This window comes from Agrobacterium sp. SORGH_AS_0440 (genome assembly GCF_031453135.1).
In the GTDB taxonomy this organism is placed as follows: Bacteria; Pseudomonadota; Alphaproteobacteria; order Rhizobiales; family Rhizobiaceae; genus Agrobacterium; species Agrobacterium pusense.
Genome location: NZ_JAVIYR010000002.1, coordinates 1835487 through 1852160, shown reverse-complemented (window position 1 = coordinate 1852160; position 16674 = coordinate 1835487). Strand labels below are relative to the sequence as shown.

20 protein-coding genes and 2 tRNA genes are annotated in these 16674 nt (G+C 59.0%); 11 read left to right on the top strand and 11 right to left on the bottom strand.

Annotated elements, in window-relative coordinates; all coding sequences use genetic code 11:
• Window positions 1-41: 41 nt before the first annotated feature.
• On the bottom strand, window positions 42-395 hold the full coding sequence (locus QE453_RS18435) for a nuclear transport factor 2 family protein (RefSeq protein ID WP_004442686.1): 354 nt from the start codon (window positions 393-395) through the stop codon (window positions 42-44).
• Between the two features lie 395 nt (window positions 396-790).
• Between QE453_RS18435 and QE453_RS18430 the strand changes: the two genes are divergently transcribed.
• On the top strand, window positions 791-1393 hold the full coding sequence (locus QE453_RS18430) for a J domain-containing protein (RefSeq protein ID WP_003522436.1): 603 nt from the start codon (window positions 791-793) through the stop codon (window positions 1391-1393).
• Between the two features lie 7 nt (window positions 1394-1400).
• On the opposite strand, the gene QE453_RS18425 is transcribed toward QE453_RS18430, so the two are convergent.
• Both QE453_RS18425 and QE453_RS18420 read right to left on the bottom strand, forming a co-directional pair.
• The gene (locus QE453_RS18425; RefSeq protein WP_153776300.1) at window positions 1401-1967 is read right to left on the bottom strand and encodes a DUF922 domain-containing Zn-dependent protease; all 567 of its coding nucleotides are present in this window, start codon (window positions 1965-1967) and stop codon (window positions 1401-1403) included.
• Window positions 1968-2167: 200 nt separating this feature from the next.
• On the bottom strand, window positions 2168-2623 hold the full coding sequence (locus QE453_RS18420) for a PRC-barrel domain-containing protein (protein WP_004442682.1): 456 nt from the start codon (window positions 2621-2623) through the stop codon (window positions 2168-2170).
• A 140-nt stretch (window positions 2624-2763) separates the two neighbouring features.
• Here QE453_RS18420 and QE453_RS18415 point away from each other — a divergent pair, with 140 nt between their 5' ends.
• Complete coding sequence (locus tag QE453_RS18415; protein ID WP_004442680.1) at window positions 2764-3183, top strand: DUF1801 domain-containing protein; 420 nt, start codon at window positions 2764-2766, stop codon at window positions 3181-3183.
• A gap of 40 nt (window positions 3184-3223) precedes the next feature.
• Here QE453_RS18415 and QE453_RS18410 read toward each other — a convergent pair whose 3' ends face one another.
• Window positions 3224-4192 (bottom strand): alpha/beta hydrolase family protein, encoded by a 969-nt coding sequence (locus tag QE453_RS18410; RefSeq protein WP_309777628.1) that lies wholly within the window; start codon window positions 4190-4192, stop codon window positions 3224-3226.
• A 181-nt stretch (window positions 4193-4373) separates the two neighbouring features.
• Here QE453_RS18410 and QE453_RS18405 point away from each other — a divergent pair, with 181 nt between their 5' ends.
• Window positions 4374-4970: a hypothetical protein gene (locus tag QE453_RS18405; protein ID WP_309777627.1), complete on the top strand. Its 597-nt coding sequence runs from the start codon at window positions 4374-4376 to the stop codon at window positions 4968-4970.
• A 90-nt stretch (window positions 4971-5060) separates the two neighbouring features.
• Here QE453_RS18405 and uvrB read toward each other — a convergent pair whose 3' ends face one another.
• On the bottom strand, window positions 5061-8030 hold the full coding sequence (gene uvrB, locus QE453_RS18400; RefSeq protein WP_137068804.1) for an excinuclease ABC subunit UvrB: 2970 nt from the start codon (window positions 8028-8030) through the stop codon (window positions 5061-5063).
• A gap of 265 nt (window positions 8031-8295) precedes the next feature.
• On the opposite strand from uvrB, the gene QE453_RS18395 reads away from it, so the two are divergent.
• Window positions 8296-8649, top strand: coding sequence for a DMT family protein (locus tag QE453_RS18395; protein WP_003507620.1), 354 nt, complete (start codon window positions 8296-8298; stop codon window positions 8647-8649).
• A 102-nt stretch (window positions 8650-8751) separates the two neighbouring features.
• Entirely contained in the window at window positions 8752-9174 is a 423-nt protein-coding gene (locus QE453_RS18390; RefSeq protein ID WP_309777626.1) for a GNAT family N-acetyltransferase, read from the top strand.
• A gap of 39 nt (window positions 9175-9213) precedes the next feature.
• Here the strand turns inward: QE453_RS18390 and QE453_RS18385 are convergent, their stop codons facing one another.
• On the bottom strand, window positions 9214-9597 hold the full coding sequence (locus QE453_RS18385) for a helix-turn-helix domain-containing protein (protein ID WP_004442667.1): 384 nt from the start codon (window positions 9595-9597) through the stop codon (window positions 9214-9216).
• Window positions 9598-9742: 145 nt separating this feature from the next.
• On the opposite strand from QE453_RS18385, the gene QE453_RS18380 reads away from it, so the two are divergent.
• Together QE453_RS18380 and QE453_RS18375 are read left to right on the top strand one after the other, a co-directional pair.
• Window positions 9743-10354 (top strand): NAD(P)-dependent oxidoreductase, encoded by a 612-nt coding sequence (locus QE453_RS18380; protein WP_309777624.1) that lies wholly within the window; start codon window positions 9743-9745, stop codon window positions 10352-10354.
• Window positions 10355-10366: 12 nt separating this feature from the next.
• Window positions 10367-10843 carry a nuclear transport factor 2 family protein gene (locus tag QE453_RS18375; protein ID WP_207587199.1) on the top strand — a complete coding sequence of 159 codons (477 nt, stop codon included), beginning with the start codon at window positions 10367-10369 and terminating at the stop codon, window positions 10841-10843.
• A gap of 65 nt (window positions 10844-10908) precedes the next feature.
• On the opposite strand, the gene QE453_RS18370 is transcribed toward QE453_RS18375, so the two are convergent.
• The 3 genes from QE453_RS18370 to QE453_RS18360 all read right to left on the bottom strand — a co-directional run bounded on the left by QE453_RS18370 (window position 10909) and on the right by QE453_RS18360 (window position 12864).
• The gene (locus QE453_RS18370) at window positions 10909-11502 is read right to left on the bottom strand and encodes a hypothetical protein (protein ID WP_022556543.1); all 594 of its coding nucleotides are present in this window, start codon (window positions 11500-11502) and stop codon (window positions 10909-10911) included.
• A gap of 5 nt (window positions 11503-11507) precedes the next feature.
• A complete protein-coding gene (locus QE453_RS18365; protein WP_004442658.1) occupies window positions 11508-11900 on the bottom strand; it encodes an acyl-CoA thioesterase in 393 nt (130 codons plus the stop codon).
• Window positions 11901-11976: 76 nt separating this feature from the next.
• Window positions 11977-12864: an RNA methyltransferase gene (locus QE453_RS18360; protein ID WP_309777621.1), complete on the bottom strand. Its 888-nt coding sequence runs from the start codon at window positions 12862-12864 to the stop codon at window positions 11977-11979.
• Window positions 12865-13072: 208 nt separating this feature from the next.
• On the opposite strand from QE453_RS18360, the gene QE453_RS18355 reads away from it, so the two are divergent.
• Both QE453_RS18355 and QE453_RS18350 read left to right on the top strand, forming a co-directional pair.
• Window positions 13073-13157 (top strand) — tRNA-Tyr (locus QE453_RS18355).
• A 25-nt stretch (window positions 13158-13182) separates the two neighbouring features.
• A tRNA-Gly gene (locus QE453_RS18350) sits at window positions 13183-13256 on the top strand.
• A 135-nt stretch (window positions 13257-13391) separates the two neighbouring features.
• On the opposite strand, the gene QE453_RS18345 is transcribed toward QE453_RS18350, so the two are convergent.
• On the bottom strand, window positions 13392-13712 hold the full coding sequence (locus tag QE453_RS18345; RefSeq protein WP_004442654.1) for a BA14K family protein: 321 nt from the start codon (window positions 13710-13712) through the stop codon (window positions 13392-13394).
• A 263-nt stretch (window positions 13713-13975) separates the two neighbouring features.
• Between QE453_RS18345 and QE453_RS18340 the strand changes: the two genes are divergently transcribed.
• Both QE453_RS18340 and QE453_RS18335 read left to right on the top strand, forming a co-directional pair.
• Window positions 13976-14425 (top strand): hypothetical protein, encoded by a 450-nt coding sequence (locus tag QE453_RS18340; RefSeq protein ID WP_004442652.1) that lies wholly within the window; start codon window positions 13976-13978, stop codon window positions 14423-14425.
• A gap of 498 nt (window positions 14426-14923) precedes the next feature.
• Window positions 14924-15292 carry an MliC family protein gene (locus QE453_RS18335; RefSeq protein WP_112557187.1) on the top strand — a complete coding sequence of 123 codons (369 nt, stop codon included), beginning with the start codon at window positions 14924-14926 and terminating at the stop codon, window positions 15290-15292.
• 456 nt (window positions 15293-15748) lie between these two features.
• Here QE453_RS18335 and QE453_RS18330 read toward each other — a convergent pair whose 3' ends face one another.
• Window positions 15749-16381: a TerC family protein gene (locus QE453_RS18330; RefSeq protein WP_309777619.1), complete on the bottom strand. Its 633-nt coding sequence runs from the start codon at window positions 16379-16381 to the stop codon at window positions 15749-15751.
• Between the last annotated feature and the right edge of the window lie 293 nt (window positions 16382-16674).

Here is a 16674-nt window from a genome sequence, read left to right as displayed (position 1 = left end):
TGTCTTTCATACGCACTGCACGACTGATGTTCGTGCAGTGGCTACGGCTTTATGTGATAGAGCTTGTGCACGATCGTCCAGTTGCCGTCGTGCTCCAGCAGGGACAGATATTCGTAAAAATCCATACCGTCGAACCGGGTTGTCAGCTTTACCGAGGCGCTGTCTCCCTCCTTGTCGATGCCGAGGATTTCGAAGGCGGGGTCGTGATCGGGAAGGCCGCGTTCGGTTTTGCGGACCTGATCGACAAAATCCTCCAGAGACAGCCATTCAGTCGCGCCTTCGAATGTGCCGACGATGCTGGCGCGCGGGTCAAAAACATCGCGCATCAGGCCTTCATCCGCATAGGCCATGGCGTGCACATAATCCGTCACGGTCTGGGTAATGGTTTGCGGCATCGGATCGTCCCTCCCTCGGATCCAAAAGGGGAGCTTACACCCCTTGGCGACATTCCACCATAACCTCCTGAAAATGCGCCTGTTCGGGGCACATGACGATCTCTCGTGGCGGCCCGTGCTGGAGGCGGTTCCGATGCCGGTCGACGTTTTGCGGCCACTGTCCACAATTTTGTCCCGGCTGTCGTTATAGTCGCCTTGGGTCCGACAAATTTCGGCATCAAGGGGCTTTTTCGCCAGAGAGACCCTCTCGTGCGGGAGCGCGTAAATTCGTGTTCTGCCGGTTTAAGCGCCGTCGCGGGGTGCCGCACGGGGCGGATTTGGCCTATGATCCGGTTGCTGACCGGTTGAGAGTGGTAGCAGCGTGCGGGTAACAGTTTGCGTTTGAAGGTGTTTTTGTGATTGATCCCTATGTTTTGCTTGGCGTGGAGCGGGATGCCGACGAGGCGGCGATCAAGTCGGCCTACCGCAAGGTTGCGAAGGCTGCTCATCCCGACAGCGGTGGCGATGCCGAGCAGTTCGCGCGCCTGCAGACAGCCTATGAACTTCTGAAGGATCCCGTGCGCCGCAAGGTCTTCGATGACACGGGTTACGATCCGCAGCTTGCCGATGCCAAGGATCTCAAGGGCCTGCTGATGCTGGAAACGCTGGTCAATGAATTCATTCTGGATGAGCGGGAACCCGGCAGTTTTGATCCCGTGGCTGCCATGCGCCGTAAGCTGACCGACGATATTCTGAAAAGCCGCTTCCATATTCTGGAACTCGAACGGCACCGTACCCGGGTGCGTAAACATATGGACCGTCTCGGACGGAAGCCGGAAACCGATGTGCTGAGTTCGATGCTCCGCGCCCGAAGCCAGTCCATAGCCGAAGCCATACGCAACGCGGAGGCGCAGATCGAGGCGATAGAACAGGCCTATACCATGCTCGAGGGCTATTCCTACGAGCTGGAGAGCGTGACGCTCGCCGAGCCGTTGCTGAAGGGCGAGGCGGCGGAGTAACTGCCTGTCATGGGCCGTTGACGAGGGCGAGTATAAGCTGGTGAACCCGCCCGCCCGGGGACAGCTCATCCCGGTCGAAATCTCGGCCGCGTTGCCGCTGCTCGTTGGAAAGCTCACCCAACCTTTGCTGCAGAACAGCGCGCACCTTCTGGCATTTGGGATCGTCTTCCGCCCGTAGCCCGGTGCTGAAGGCTTCGATCTTTCTCACCATATCGAGAATGTGCTCGCCATGAACTCGCTCATGGGTTTCCACCCCGGAAATGAAGGTCTTCCAGCTGGCGGCGACGGCGGCCGGCAGATGGGCAGGTGCCTTTGGCCAGGTGTAGATGATGGTGAGATTGGGTCTGGCACTGGCCAGCACACAGGCACCGTCGGGCTGCGGTCGGTAGTCTCTCCGCCACGTCAGCTTGAAGGTGGTGTGGGCAATGGCCTGCACGCCCGCAGTCGGGCCGCGCTCGCCGATGGACTGATAAAGCGCACCGCCCGTATTGCCGCTGACGGCATAGGTCTTTATCTGCTCGGCGGGTTTCCAGCCGGTGGACTGTGCTGATAGCGGAAGAGCGCTCAGCAACATGATTGCGGCGCTGACGGTGAATTTGGGGAGGCTGTTGACGGGCACGCATCGATCCTTGCAGGTTGCGCGCCGAAGATAGGCGAGAGGCGGGCAGTGAGGCAAGGGTGCGGGCGGTGGGAATGCTGCCTGATGTTCAGACTTCCACGCATGAAAACCCCCGCGCCGGAGCGCGGGGGGACAAGCCTCGACTGCAGGGGTAATCAGTCGTCCAGCTTGTCGTAATCGAGCTTCGGAGCGTTCTGCAGTGCATCCTTGGTGGTATCGACAAAGGCCTTCCATGTGCCGTTGTCATTATGAACGGCCACGGACGCCGGATCGAGCACCACGTAGCTCTTGTCGATGCCCAGGAAGCCGCCGACGCTGGCCACGAGGCCGATCACCGCCTTGCCATCGCCGATCACGACGTCTTCGATTTCGCCGATGTTTTCATTCTGGGCGTTATAGATATCCATGCCATCAAGCTGGGAAGCGGTGAGATCGGTCTTCTGGACATTGACGAACTTCAGCGGGCCGGTTGCCTTCGTACCCATGGTAATGCCGGGGCCCGACAAGGTCGCATCCGCGCCGGCAGCAGGAGCCGTGGCAGCCGTCTGGGCAAATGCCACGGAAGAGGAGAGCGCTGCTGCGGCAGCGAGAGCGATGACATTGATTTTCATGATGTTTCTTCCCTTTTTATGCTGAACATTGCGTTCGGAGAAGAAACGGTGAGGAGCCGATTTGGTTCCTCATGGGATGACACGAAAATTTGGTCTATGGTGAAAAAGAAACAGGCGTGCGTCGAAATCGGGAGGATGTCATGGCGAAAAACACGGTGACTGAAGATGCGGAGCAGACCGCACCATCAGACTTCATCGACCGGAAGATCGCGGAGCTGGGCGACTGGCGCGGCGAGACGCTCGCGCGTGTTCGCGCGGTGATCCAGAAGGCCGATCCGGAAGTGGTGGAAGAGGTGAAGTGGCGCGGCGTTCCGGTCTGGTCGCATGCGGGCATTCTGTGCACCGGCGAAACCTATAAAAGCGCGGTGAAGATGACTTTTGCGAAGGGCGCCTCTCTGGAGGACCCGTCAGGCCTGTTCAATTCGAGCCTTGAGGGCAACACGCGGCGCGCCATCGATTTTCACGAGGGCGATGTCGTTGATGAGGAGGCGCTGGCAGCGCTGATCCGCGCTGCGGTGGCGTTGAACGTGGCGGGAAAAAGCGGAAAGAAGCGGGGATAAAGCCGGGCGGTGTCACCGGCAAAGAACGACAGATCGTGATTTAATCGCGGTTGGCATCCGCTGTCTTGTCCCACTCTCCGTCGATGAATTTCAGCGCATCGATGATCGAAACCTTCCACACGGACCAGACGTGGTCGCCATCCGTCACCCGCAGTTCGGATTTGCGGTTGTCCGCCTGGAGGGTCTCATGCAGGGCAATGGCACCGCGCCAGAGGAAGAAGCCATCGTCATCTCCCACAGTCAAATAGGTGGCGGGGAGATCCTGACTTTCTGCGACATGCTGTGCGACGAGGGTGAAGACATTCGTTTCGTTAAAGAGACGTGCATCGAAAGGGGTGCCAAAGGCGCCGGAGAAATGATCACCGGTTGAGGGAAGCACGATGCCGCTGGTGACGGTGGTGCGGTCGACGCGGTGGAAAAAGGCGCTGTCCTGAATGAGCTTGAGTTCGGCGGGTGTCTTGTCGAGAGCGGAGGCGGGCACGTTTTGCCAGATGGCGCCGGACAGGCTGGCGACGGCGCCATAGAGGTCCTCGTGGCCGTAGGCGAGATGCAGGGAGCCGAAACCGCCCATGGAAAGGCCGGCAATGGCGCGGCCTTGACGATCTTTTCGCACGGGCACCGTTTTTTCGATCTGGTGGCGCAGATCGCCGGTGAGGGCGGTCTCGTAATCGCCGGGACCGCCGACGGCGGCAGAATCCACATACCAGCTGTTTTTCACGCCGGGCATCACGACAACCAGAGGGCGGATGGTGCCAGCCTCGATGAGCGTGTCGAGCGTCTTTTCAATATTGCCGAGATCGCGCCAGCTGTTCTGGTCGCCGTCATGGCCGTGCAGGAGGTAAAGTACAGGCCAGCCGTTTTCGGGCGGCGGACCTTCGGGGCGATAGATATTGACAGGGAGCGGCGCGTTCAGGGCGGCGCTGTGAAAGGTGGCGTCTTCGATATGGCCGGCGAAGGCTGAACCGGAGGACATGAACAGACAGAAGGCCATAAGTTTTTTTTGATACATATGGGTCTCCTGTCATCATTACCGAAAACGATCAACGTTCCCCGGGCCTACGCGTTCCTGATTTCATAATGTTACGGCAATGCTGTTCGCGCAAGTTTGCGCGCGGTCTGGCGATTGCGACGCCGCAAACGTGGTTTAACAAGCCCACTTCATTAAGCTGCTTTTTTCAGGTTCCAACAGGATGACATTGCCATTATCGCGTTTTGCCTGCCTGTCTGTTTTTCTCCTGTTCGTCGCCGGTTGCATGACCGTACCGATTTCCAGCATTCCCAAGCTGATGCGGCAGGATTTTCTGACGATGGATTTCGAGCATGTGCGGGTCGGATTGCAACTGCCAGCCAATCTTTCCCTCCGGTCCGGTGACGCCGTGATGATCACCCGCAGCAGGACGGACGGCGCGCCCGAAGAAACCGTTGCGACCTACGCGCTGGTGGCGGATACGGATGCGGCTGCGCTCGCTAAATTCCGGCCGGAAAAACGGGATGGTATGTTGGCGAGCGTATGGCGGGTAAAGCCCGAAGACGTCGGAAGGCTCGCGGAGCTACAAGAGCGGGTGCGCCGTTCCCGCGCGCAGGGTCCACGTATCAGGGGCAGTACCGAGATCAAGATCGTGAAAGCCTGCTTCAAAGGCACGTTTCCCGCTGGCCCGATCTATTCCTCGATCTATATGAAACCGGCGGAAAACGAAGACTATATTCCCACATCGCTTGATGCGGATCTGGTCAAGCTGTTCGGGGCAACCGCGGTCAAGTCGCTGATCACGCCTTGTGAAGGCTGACAGGCGCCGCCGGCATGCGCAGGCGGCGCTGACATGAACGATGGGAGCCTTAGCCGCTGTTCATGTCAGGCGGGCCTTGCACAGAGCGCATCAGCGGCCCGGACGGCCAGTCTTGCCCTTGGTCCGGCTTTTTCGCTTCTGCTCGCCGGCATCTTCATAGGAACCGGCGCCGATCTTGCCACGGACCAGCGGCCGCGGATCGTCCGTGGCGCGTTCGGGCTGGCCTTCCAGCAGGGGGGAGAACCTCTTGCCGGGTTCGGTCGCAGGCTTATCGGGCACCGCGCCCCTTACGGGCTTTTCGGTACGACCCACGGTCATCTCGTCCAGCGTGTTCTTGCGGAAAAGCGGTTTTCCTGCGTCGGAGCCCGGACCCATCTCGTCCAGCGAAGGTTTAGCGAAGAGAGACTTTCCGCTTTCGTTCGTGGAAGCGGCATCCCCGTCTGCCCTGCCGGATGTCTCCCCCTCAGGGGAGGAAATCGACAAGTGGCTCCGTCTGTTGTTTTTCCCGCCACCCTCGACCGCACGTGCTTCTTCCTTGGCCATGGGGTCGTCCATGGTGGCGAGTTCGGCTGCCTTGAGGCGTTTGATTTCGTCGCGCAAGCGGGCGGCCTTTTCAAAGTCGAGGTCCGCTGCGGCGTCGCGCATGGATTTTTCCAGCGCGTTGAGATGGGCCTGGAGATTGTTGCCGACCAGATGACCGCCATCGGCGAAGCCCTTGCCGGAAACGCCTGAAATATCGGCTCTTACGTGGTCGCGTTCATACACGGAATCAAGAATGTCGGAGATCCTCGCCTTGACCGATTCCGGCGTGATGCCATGTTCCTGGTTATAGGCCATCTGCTTTTCACGGCGGCGGGAGGTTTCCTCCATCGCCCGCTTCATCGAACCGGTGATATTGTCGGCATAAAGGATGACCTTGCCATCGACGTTACGCGCGGCGCGGCCGATGGTCTGGATCAGCGAGGTCTCCGAGCGCAGGAAGCCTTCCTTGTCTGCGTCGAGGATGGCTACGAAACCACATTCCGGAATATCGAGGCCCTCGCGCAGCAGGTTGATGCCGACGAGCACGTCGAAAGCGCCGAGGCGCAGGTCGCGGATGATCTCGATGCGCTCCAGCGTGTCGATATCGGAGTGCATGTAACGAACGCGGACACCCTGTTCATGCAGATATTCGGTGAGGTCTTCGGCCATCCGCTTGGTCAGCACGGTGCAGAGCGTGCGGTAGCCCTTGGCGGCGGTCTCGCGGATTTCGCCGAGAACATCGTCCACCTGGGTGCGGGCGGAGCGGACTTCGACCGGAGGATCGATGAGGCCGGTCGGACGGATGACCTGTTCGGCGAAAACGCCGCCGGATTGCTCCATTTCCCAGCCTCCGGGGGTGGCGGAGACGGAAATGGTCTGCGGGCGCATGGCGTCCCATTCCTCGAAGCGCAGGGGACGGTTGTCCATGCACGAGGGCAGGCGGAAGCCATATTCGGCCAGCGTTGCCTTGCGGCGGAAGTCGCCGCGATACATGCCGCCGATCTGAGGAACGGTGACGTGGCTTTCGTCGATGAAGATCAGCGCGTTGTCGGGAATATACTCGAACAGGGTCGGCGGCGGCTCGCCCGGATTGCGGCCGGTGAGATAGCGTGAATAGTTTTCGATGCCGGCGCAGGAGCCCGTGGCCTCCAGCATCTCGACATCGTAGCGCGTGCGCTGTTCCAGACGCTGGGCTTCCAGCAGGCGGCCGGCTTTTTCAAGCTCGGCGAGGCGCAGCTTCAGCTCTTCCTTGATCGACTTGATCGCGCCGTTCAGCGTCGGGCGCGGTGTCACATAGTGCGAATTGGCGTAAATCTTCACCGATTGCAGGTCGCCGGTCTTATGGCCGGTCAGCGGGTCGAATTCGGTGATGGATTCAATCTCGTCACCCCACATGGAAATGCGCCAGGCCGCATCTTCAAGGTGGGCGGGGAAGATCTCGATCGTATCACCGCGCACGCGGAAGGAGCCGCGCACGAAGTTGATGTCCTGCCGCTTGTATTGCTGGGCCACGAGGTCGGCAAGAAGCTGGCGTTGATCCAGCTTGTCGCCTACCTGCATCTGGAAGGTCATGGCCGTATAGGTCTCGACGGAACCGATACCATAGATACAGGAAACCGAAGCGACGATGATACAGTCGTCACGTTCGAGAATGGCGCGGGTTGCGGCGTGGCGCATGCGGTCGATCTGCTCGTTGATCGACGATTCCTTCTCGATATAGGTGTCGGAACGCGGCACATAGGCTTCCGGCTGGTAATAATCGTAATAGGAAACGAAATACTCCACCGCATTGTTTGGAAAGAAGTTTTTGAATTCGGAATAGAGCTGGGCCGCCAGCGTCTTGTTGGGCGCAAGAATAACGGCCGGACGCTGTGTGGCCTCGATCACCTTGGCCATGGTGAAGGTCTTGCCGGAGCCGGTGACGCCGAGCAGCACCTGCGAGCGGTCGCCGGAATTGAGGCCTTCGACGAGATCGGCAATGGCGGTCGGCTGATCGCCGGATGGCTTGTAGTCCGTCACCATCTCGATGGCGATGCCGCCTTCCGATTTCGGCGGACGGGCCGGCCTGTGGGGTGTCCACAGCTTGCCATCCTTGAAGAGCGGGTTGCCGCTTTCAATCAATTTAGAAAGCGCGTCCACCGTCGCCGTCACCGCGCCCGGTGCCAGGGACTGGGCATCCTCCAAGGAGACATCGAGCCCTGCCACAGGATTGAGACCCGCGGCGGCGCGCGTTTTCGGATCGCTCGACGCGCCGATCGAAACGCCGCGCGCCGTTTTGGACGCGGTGGTCTTTTTCGCCGTCTTTGTGGCGGCCTTTTCCGCTTCCTTGCGCGCTTCTATTTCGATCTTCTTGCGGTGCTTGCCCGCCTTCGAAGCGATTTCGCGCTGGGTCTCCACGGAGGATGCTTCCGCTTCCGCCTCAAGTTGCTTGACCCAATCGGCAACGCTGCCGCCGAGCGGCGCGCCTTCGAATGACGATTGCGGAGCTTCCTCGAAGCCCGAGGGCGAGGAGGTGGAGTTTTTCGGTGATCTGGCCATGGGCGAAATATGGAGAGAGTCACGCGCAAAGGGAAGGGGAGACAGTGAAAAAATGAGTACAAAAAGGAAACGGAGCATGCGGAACAAAATTCCGCCGGATGCGTTGCGTAGCGGCTGAACACGGCCTTGCCGCGATCCGTAGAAATCGATTCCGGTTTTCGGCCGGATGCGCTAGAGCAAATCCATTACGGCAGGATGAGGGATCCCCTCAGACTGCCTTCTTCTGCTGCATTTTACGACATCCCTCTTTTTTCCAGGACCCATCATGCCGTTCTCAATCAGCCCTGCCCACATCTGGCCTGTCCTGATGCTCATCGCCTCCAATGTTTTCATGACCTTCGCCTGGTACGGCCACCTCAAGCACAAGGGCAGCGCGCTCTTTCTGGCGATTGTCGCCAGCTGGGGCATCGCCTTTTTCGAGTATGTGCTCGCCGTTCCCGCGAACCGCATCGGTTCGGAGGTTTACTCCACCGCACAGCTCAAGACCATTCAGGAGGTCATCACGCTCGCGGTCTTCGCGCTGTTTTCGATCTTCTGGCTGAAGGAAAGCATCACCATCAACCACGTCATCGGCTTTGCGCTGATCGCTTTCGGTGCTTCCTTCATTTTCCGGTCCTGAATAGGAGGAGACTCGCGCTTTGCCTGCCCAGAACCATCGCAACGGACAAGAGGTGATGTATCGATGAAAATACGGCCTGCAAGACTTGACGATGCAAAGGGAATGGCAGCGGTTCAAAACGAGATATTCGCGGCCGGCCTTCGAAAAGCGCCGACGGACGTCGCGGCGGTGCTGGAGAATTACATCCAGCACGCCGACCGTATCGAGTGTTCGGTCGCGGAGGATGAAGACGGGCATATCCTGGGCTTCCAGTCGCTGCGTTATGCACGGGCGGACAATCCCTATGGCGTGGCGGAAGGGTGGGGCATCATCGGCACCCATGTCAGTCCGCAGGCGGCGCGAAGAGGCGTTGGATCCGCCCTCTTCGCCGCGACGCGCAGGGCGGCGGAGGCGCGGGGCCTCAAGAATGTCGACGCCAGCATCGGCGCGGACAATGCGCTCGGGCAGAGTTATTATGATGCCATGGGCTTCATGACCTACCGCCAGCCGGAAGGGTTGGTCTGCAAGGTTTACCGACTGGACTAGATGCGGCGTGCCGCTGCCGGTCAGGTATTGCTCTGATGGTCAGCTGCGATTGTCGTTTTCGGAATATTGCAGGCGGGCCTTGCAGATGCGGACGTGGTTTTCGTCGGCCCATTGGACCAGCAATTGCATCGGTACCAGAAACGAGCGGCCAAGACCTGTCAGCTCATACTCCACGCGCGGCGGCACCTCGGCATAAAGCGTGCGCCGGATGAATCCATCCTCCTCCAGCCGCTTCAGCGTACGGGACAACATCTGCTTGGAAATGTCGTCAATCCTGCGGTTCAACTCGTTGAAGCGCAGCACGCCGCCCTGCAGCGCTTCGAGAACCAGAAGGCTCCATTGGTCTCCGATGCGGTCCAGCACATCCCGAATGGGGCAGGGCTGCTCGAAGTCGAAGATTTCTTTCGTCTGCGTATCCGACATTTCGATTACCCCATATCCTTGCAGGTCATCGCCATGTGACCAGATCACCGGCTGCTGACTTCTTGCGGCCGGGGACGCGATACCATAGCTCTTTCTTTCGGTCTATTATTTAGACCAGCGACAATAGCAACAAAAGGAAGAAGCCATGGCTAAAATCGCGCTCATCGGTGCGTCCGGCAATGCCGGGTCCCGTATTCTCAAGGAACTTTCCGACCGGGGGCATCATGTTACGGCCATTGCCCGCAGCCCCGAAAAGATTGCCACCCTGCCGAACGTCGTTGCAAAGAAAGGCGATGTCTTCGATCAAACCGGACTTTCAAAACTGCTTGCAGGTCACGATGCCGTGATCAGTTCGGTGCATTTCACGGCGAGCGACCCGGTGACGCTGATCGAGGCCGTGCGTGCCTCCGGCGTTCCACGCTACCTCGTGGTTGGTGGCGCCGGCAGTCTTGAAATCGCGCCCGGCCAGCGTGTCGTCGACCTGCCGGATTTTCCTGCCGCTTACAAGGCCGAGGCCACCAAGGGTGCGGAGTTTCTTGATTTGCTGAAACAGGAAACGCAGCTCGACTGGACCTTTCTTTCGCCTTCCGCCGAGTTCGTGCCGGGTGAAAGAACGGGCAAATTCCGCATCGGCAAGGACAATCTTCTGAGCAATGAAGATGGTAGCCGCATTTCCTTCGAAGACTACGCGATTGCGCTTGTCGATGAAATCGAGAAGCCGCAGCATTCCCGCCAGCGCTTCACCGTCGGTTATTGAGAGGTATCACCCATGAATGTCATGACACGTCGTCTCGCCATCGCCGCTCTCGCTCTTGCGCCCGCATTGACAGCCGTTCCGGTGCTGGCCGAAACCGCCGGGCGGGATTTCGCCCGGGAAGAGGCCAATCGCAAGCTGGTGATCGAGTTTTACGATACCGTCTTCAACAAGCACGAAGTGGAAAAGGGTGCTGCCGTTATTGTCGACAGCTACAAGCAGCACAATCCCATGGTTCCGGATGGCAAGAAACCGTTCGTGGATTACTTCATCGGCCACTTCAAGGAAAACCCGCAGTCCAAGGCGCGGATCGTGAGAAGCGCCGCGGATGGCGACCTTGTCTATCTGCATATTCATTCAACAGAAAAGGACGGAGACCGGGGCAGGGCCATCGTCGATATTTTTCGGGTGACCGATGGCAAGATCACCGAGCATTGGGATGTAATCCAGCCCGTGCCGGAGACGGCGGCGAACAACAATACGATGTTCTGAGGCGACGAACTTTTGAGGCAGGCGGGCACGCCGGGATCGTGCCCGCTTGCCGGAACGGGTAAACTTCAGGCCAGAAGATCGTAAGTACGGAAAATCCAGGCGATCTGGTAAATCAGCGCAAAGATGACGAGAAACCGATGGAAACGGCGGTTCTCGATGAAGATCGCCAGCGTGAACAAAATGACGTAGATGGCGGTGCGTATAAGGTATTCCGGACCAAGTGAGGCGAGATAGTGCTGGCCTTTCAGCAAAGTATCCCCGACATCGGTGACGAAAAGGGCTGCCAGAAAGGCGAAGAACCAGCTTTTGCGGGAAAGGAAATAATCCTCATATCCCTTGTACTCCTTCATCTCCGTGGGAAAGAGCAGAACGCACAGGAAATAAAACAGCGAGCAGAACAGGATCAGGAAAAGGAACGCGCCGAAGCCCAATACATGGCCTGTGGCAGAAAGCCGGTGCTCCCACCACCAGAAATGCACCAGCATCAGAAACAGGAACGCCACCCAGCCGATGTGCAGGGGATAAATCCGTTCTTTTTTGGGATGCTGCACGAAACCTGCAAGGCCGGTCAGCAATCGGGCGAGGCTGAGGCCGACCACCATGCCCATGACCGCGCGGATGTGCGAATAGGCTTCTGCGGCGTTGACGGCGGCCTCCATCGCTCCTACTCCGCCGGAGGAATGGGCGTCGGTTGCCCGTTTTCGTCCATCGCCACCATGATGAAGGTGCCGGCGGTTACCTTTTCCAGCTTGTCGTAACGCGACCGCTGCGCCCAGGCCTCTACCGTCAGCGTGATGGAGGTGCGGCCGACGCGGGCAATATCGGTATAGATGGACAGCGTGTCGCCGATCTTCACCGGCAGCTCAAAGGCCATTTCCTTGACTGCCGCCGTGACCACGCGACAGCGAGAGCGTTCCGCCGCACGAATGCCGCTCGCCAAGTCCATCTGTGACATGACCCAGCCCCCGAAAATATCGCCGGCCGGATTGGCGTCGGCCGGCATGGCGAGCGTTCTGAGCGTCAGCTCGCCGGTCGGTTTGATGGTCTGGTCGGTCATGTTGAGATGTGCTCCGTGCGAATGACAAAGGCGCAGCATGCGATGCGCTTTGTGATTTCGCAAGGAATGGCAAGCGTCAGGACGACGCTTTGCCCAGAAATTGCTGCGTTGCGTAAAGGGCGATGGCCGCCGCGTTCGACACGTTGAGCGATTTGATCGCTCCCGGCATATCGAGACGGGCGAGCGCCGAGACGGTCTCGCGGGTCTTCTGGCGCAGGCCCTTGCCTTCGGCGCCCAGCACCAGTGCGATTTTTTCGCCGCTGAAGGTCCGTTCAATCGGGGCGGGGCCCTCCGAATCGAGCCCGACCGAGAAGAAGCCGAGCTTGTGCAGTTCACCCAGCGCATCGGCGAGATTGGTGATCTGGATATAGGGGATGAGTTCCAGCGCGCCTGAGGCGGATTTCGCGAGCACACCCGACTCGGTCGGGCTATGGCGCATCGTGGTGATGACGGCGCCCGCATTGAAGGCGACTGCCGAGCGCATGATGGCGCCAACATTGTGCGGATCGGTGACCTGATCGAGCACGAGAATGAGTGGGCTATCCTTCAGCGCGCCCAGCCGCTTGACCTGCAGCGGCCGGGTCTCCAGCATCACGCCCTGATGGATCGCCTCAGGCCCCAAAACCCTGTCGATATCCTGCGGGGATACTATTTCGACCGGGAAGGGCTGCGCCTCCGCCTCGCCGATATCGAGACGTGCAAAGGCATTCTGGGTAACCGAAAGCTTGACGATCTGCCGCTCCGGATTGGCAAGGGCTGCGCGTACGGTATGCAGGCCGTAAAGGTGCACCTGGTCGGGCGCAAGTTGCGGCGGCTTCCAGTCGTCGGCGCCGCGGTTCCGGCGCTTCGACTGCGGCGGGGTCGGAATTTCACCGCGCTCGCGCTTCGCGTCGCGCACGGCACGACGCAGGTTGGCGTAATGTGTGTCGCGGGTGGATTTGTTGTTGGGATCGTCTTTGCTCATGGCGCCTTATATCTCCGGCGCGTGCCGCGCACCAGCCCCCGTGATAATCCACAGGGCTGCAAGGGGATTGAATTTTTTCCCGAAAATTCGTGAAAGGGCGTGTTGACAGAAACGAACGAGGCCGTCATATACGCGCCACAGACGACGCAACGGCGCTTCGCCGCAGCGAAATCTGAAGAGCTTGGTCGCTTGATCCTCGCAGATAACTGGAGGGATGCCCGAGTGGTTAAAGGGGACGGACTGTAAATCCGTTGGCTACGCCTACGTTGGTTCAAATCCAACTCCCTCCACCATTCTGCACGGATCGAAATCGCCACCGCGGGTATAGCTCAATGGTAGAGCAGCAGCCTTCCAAGCTGAATACGCGGGTTCGATTCCCGCTACCCGCTCCAGCTTCCTCTCAGTAAATCACCTTATCGCTGTGCGACGTGTTTCGCGTCTCCGGGTTGTGCCGTGAGCATCCAGCCGATGCGGTGATGGGCTTTAGTTTATCCTATACGCCATGAATGCCGCGCCCCCAGTCGCGCTCAATAAGGCGAACGGCACTGGCTTCTTGTGCCTGCGGGCGCCAGGTAGCTGTTATCAGTAGGGTGATAGGATGCGTAACGCGCCGCGCACCATTTTACGTGATTTATTTCGGCCTGAGACAGGGCGTATCCGTCAGGCGTGGCTTCTTCCCCGGTTCCCGCGGCAAAGGCGGATGCGGGATAACCGCGCTGGCCCGAATTTTGTGCCTGCGTTTCATAGGCTGGCTGTATGAGGCTCAACGCCTCAGCGGGCATAACAAAAGCGGCAGATAATGCGACGCCAAGAGCGAGCGCGGAGATGGTCTTCGGCATCCTCAACATCGATAAATCCTCATTATTCGTTCGGGATGCTAACGAAAATTTAGGAATTTCGTTCCGATGGAGGCTTGACGCCACACGAAGACGTGATTCTTCGGCTTGATCGGAGAGCGTGGGTTCGGAGCGGGCCTCATGGGGAATCCGAGGCGCGGCAGGATGGATTTATGCTCGCTCAACCAGACTTTGTATCCATGCCGCACTGCTCGTTGACAAGCGGAAAATCCGGTCAGATAGTCGACCGGCAATCATGCAAACGGGAGTCTTCAATGTTGAACAGGGTTGTCATTCTCTCATCCTTTGCGCTGCTGGCATCGGCGGCGTTTGTCTCCCCCGCTGCCGCACTCACCATGAAGGAGTGCAGCGTAAAATATCAGGCAGCGAAAGCTGACGGGTCCGCCAAGGACATCAAGTGGAACGATTATCGCGCCAAGTTCTGCGGCAGCGAGGCGGCGGCTGAAGATGCGGCCGACGACAAGCAGGTCGCGGCCACAACCGAGAAGGAACCCGAAAAAGCGACGATCAAGGCTCCGAAGGGCGTCGCTTTCCCGAGCGCTGTTGACAAGAAATATTCAAGCGAGACGCCGGCAAAGGCCCGCCTTAAAACCTGTGTCGACTCCTATCACAAGAACAAGAATGACGGTACGCTCGGCGATCTGAAATGGATCCAGAAGGGCGGCGGCTACTGGAGCCTGTGCAACACGGCGCTGAAGAGCTGAGGCGGGCAGGGGCGGCGGTCGGTTTCCGCCGCCCTGTCCCGAGCCGATATCGCATGAAGCGTGTAGCGCTGGAGGCGAAGACCCGCGCGCTGGCGGATTTGTGCGTCCTGCTCCGTCCATCGACCCCATTTCGGGCGGGTAAAATATCCGAATAGCCTGTGATTCAGCCTCTTGGTAGACAGGCTGATCCCTGCGGTTTATCCGCATCCAGCAATTCAACGGTTACGGTTGTCGAGCAACGGCCGTCCGGCGATGGGGGCGGATGACCAGACGGTTTCGAAATTATCTCGTAGTTCTGGCCATATCCTTGGCAATGTGGGCTGTGATTCTCGGCATTGTTTACTGGCTGTTTCGATAGCCAGCCCCGCTTGGGGTGGATTGCAATGATGCACGCGTCCAGCGGCAATGAATCGGGGATATGGCGGCGGTTCCTGGAGCTGCCGCAATTTGGCTTTGCTGGCGTGACCTTATGACGGGGTCAAACCAGGAAGGCCCATCATGAAGAAATCCGTTGCAGCCCTCTATCTTGCCGCTCTAACCCTGCCGGCTGCCTCCAGCGCGCTTGCCGAGGATCTGGTGATTCCGCTTCCTGGGGATACAACGGTTGAAAAAACCGATGCCGTCTATCGGTGCGGCGCCGAGACGGTGGAGGCGGTTTATTACAATGCCGGCGACATCAGTCTTGTTCGGCTGGGCTTGAAGGACGGCGTTATCGTCGCCGCCAATGTTGTTTCAGGCTCCGGAGCAAAATACCAGGGCGGCGCTCGTGTCTGGTGGTCCAAAGGAGACGAAGCCGATCTCTACGATGTGATGGCGGATCCGGACATGAAACAGCCGGTTCATTGTGTGGAAGAGAAAAAAACCTGATCGCCATGATATTCATGGAGCGGCGGCAGGGCGGTTTTGAAAACCGTGCCATGCCGCCGGTCAGTGTCAGGCTGCATGCTCAGCCAAGAACAAGCGACGCTACAAGCGCCAGCAGAATGAGAGAACTGGCGACGACGCCAAGCTTCATTCGGCGAAGACGACGGGTACGTCCGCCGCTCCAGTCATAAGCCATTGGGAGCTCTACCTTTCTTTTTATTATTATGACTTATAAGTAGCTCCCTAGGCTTGCCCGTGGCTGACCTCAATTGCCAGAATCCACCGGCGACAAATCACGATTTCCCAATCTTCTCCGGATGTTGCAGCGAAGGCGACAGCTGATTCCCCGCTCGTTCCACCAACGCAAAGGCCGGGTGGTCGGTGAGCTGGCCCCCGTCATGCAAAAGGCCCGGAAAGCGAGGCTTCCGGGCCTTCTGAAAGTGTGTTTCTGCAGGTGGCTCAGCCGAGATAGGCCTGAATGTAGGGCAGGACTTCGAGCGTGCCGTGATACAGCATGTTGAGCGCCACGTAGATGATGACCATCAGGCCGAGATAGGAAATCCAGCGGTAGCGGTGCAAAAGCTTGGCGACGAAGTTGGCTGCAAGTCCCATCAGCGCGATCGAGACGATGAGTCCGATGACCAGAACAGTCACATGTTCCTGCGCGGCGCCGGCGACGGCGAGCACATTGTCCAGCGACATGGAGACGTCGGCGATGACGATCTGGGTTGCTGCCTGGAAGAACGTCTTGTGGCCCTTGGTCAGGTCGGCCTCTTCATCCGTCACCTCGTCCTCGATGGATCCCGAAGCTTCGCGCAGTTCGCTCCACATCTTCCAGCAGACCCAGGCGAGCAGCAGGCCGCCAAAAAGTTGCAGGCCGACGATGGCAAGAAGCTGTACGGTGACGGCGGCAAACGCGATGCGGAGAACCGTGGCGGCGATGATGCCGACAAGGATCGCCTTGCGGCGGAGATGCGCGGGAAGACCGGCGGCGGCAAGGCCGATGACGATGGCGTTGTCGCCTGCCAGAACGAGATCGATCGCAATGACCTGTAAGAATGCCGTGAAACCGGCGGCTGTGAAGATTTCCATTGGCTGGTCCTGAAACGGATAGAGAGGCGGCGCGGGGAAAAGCGGCGGTCGAGACATGCATGGTAGCGCGGCAGCGCCCGTTTCCGCTCGCCCGTCTCCCCCCGGCGATGAAGTGTCCTTAAGCCATCGAGCCGCCCCAGGTAAAGAAGTTGTGATGGAAATATCTTAATTAGTGATCGGCTGCGACTGAAAAGGCGGCTCGTCTTTATCTCTGTGTGATGCCACGGCGCGGGTTTGAATGTCGCAAAACATACACCATATACGCCCCACAAGGCACGCTTAGAGCGCGCGCG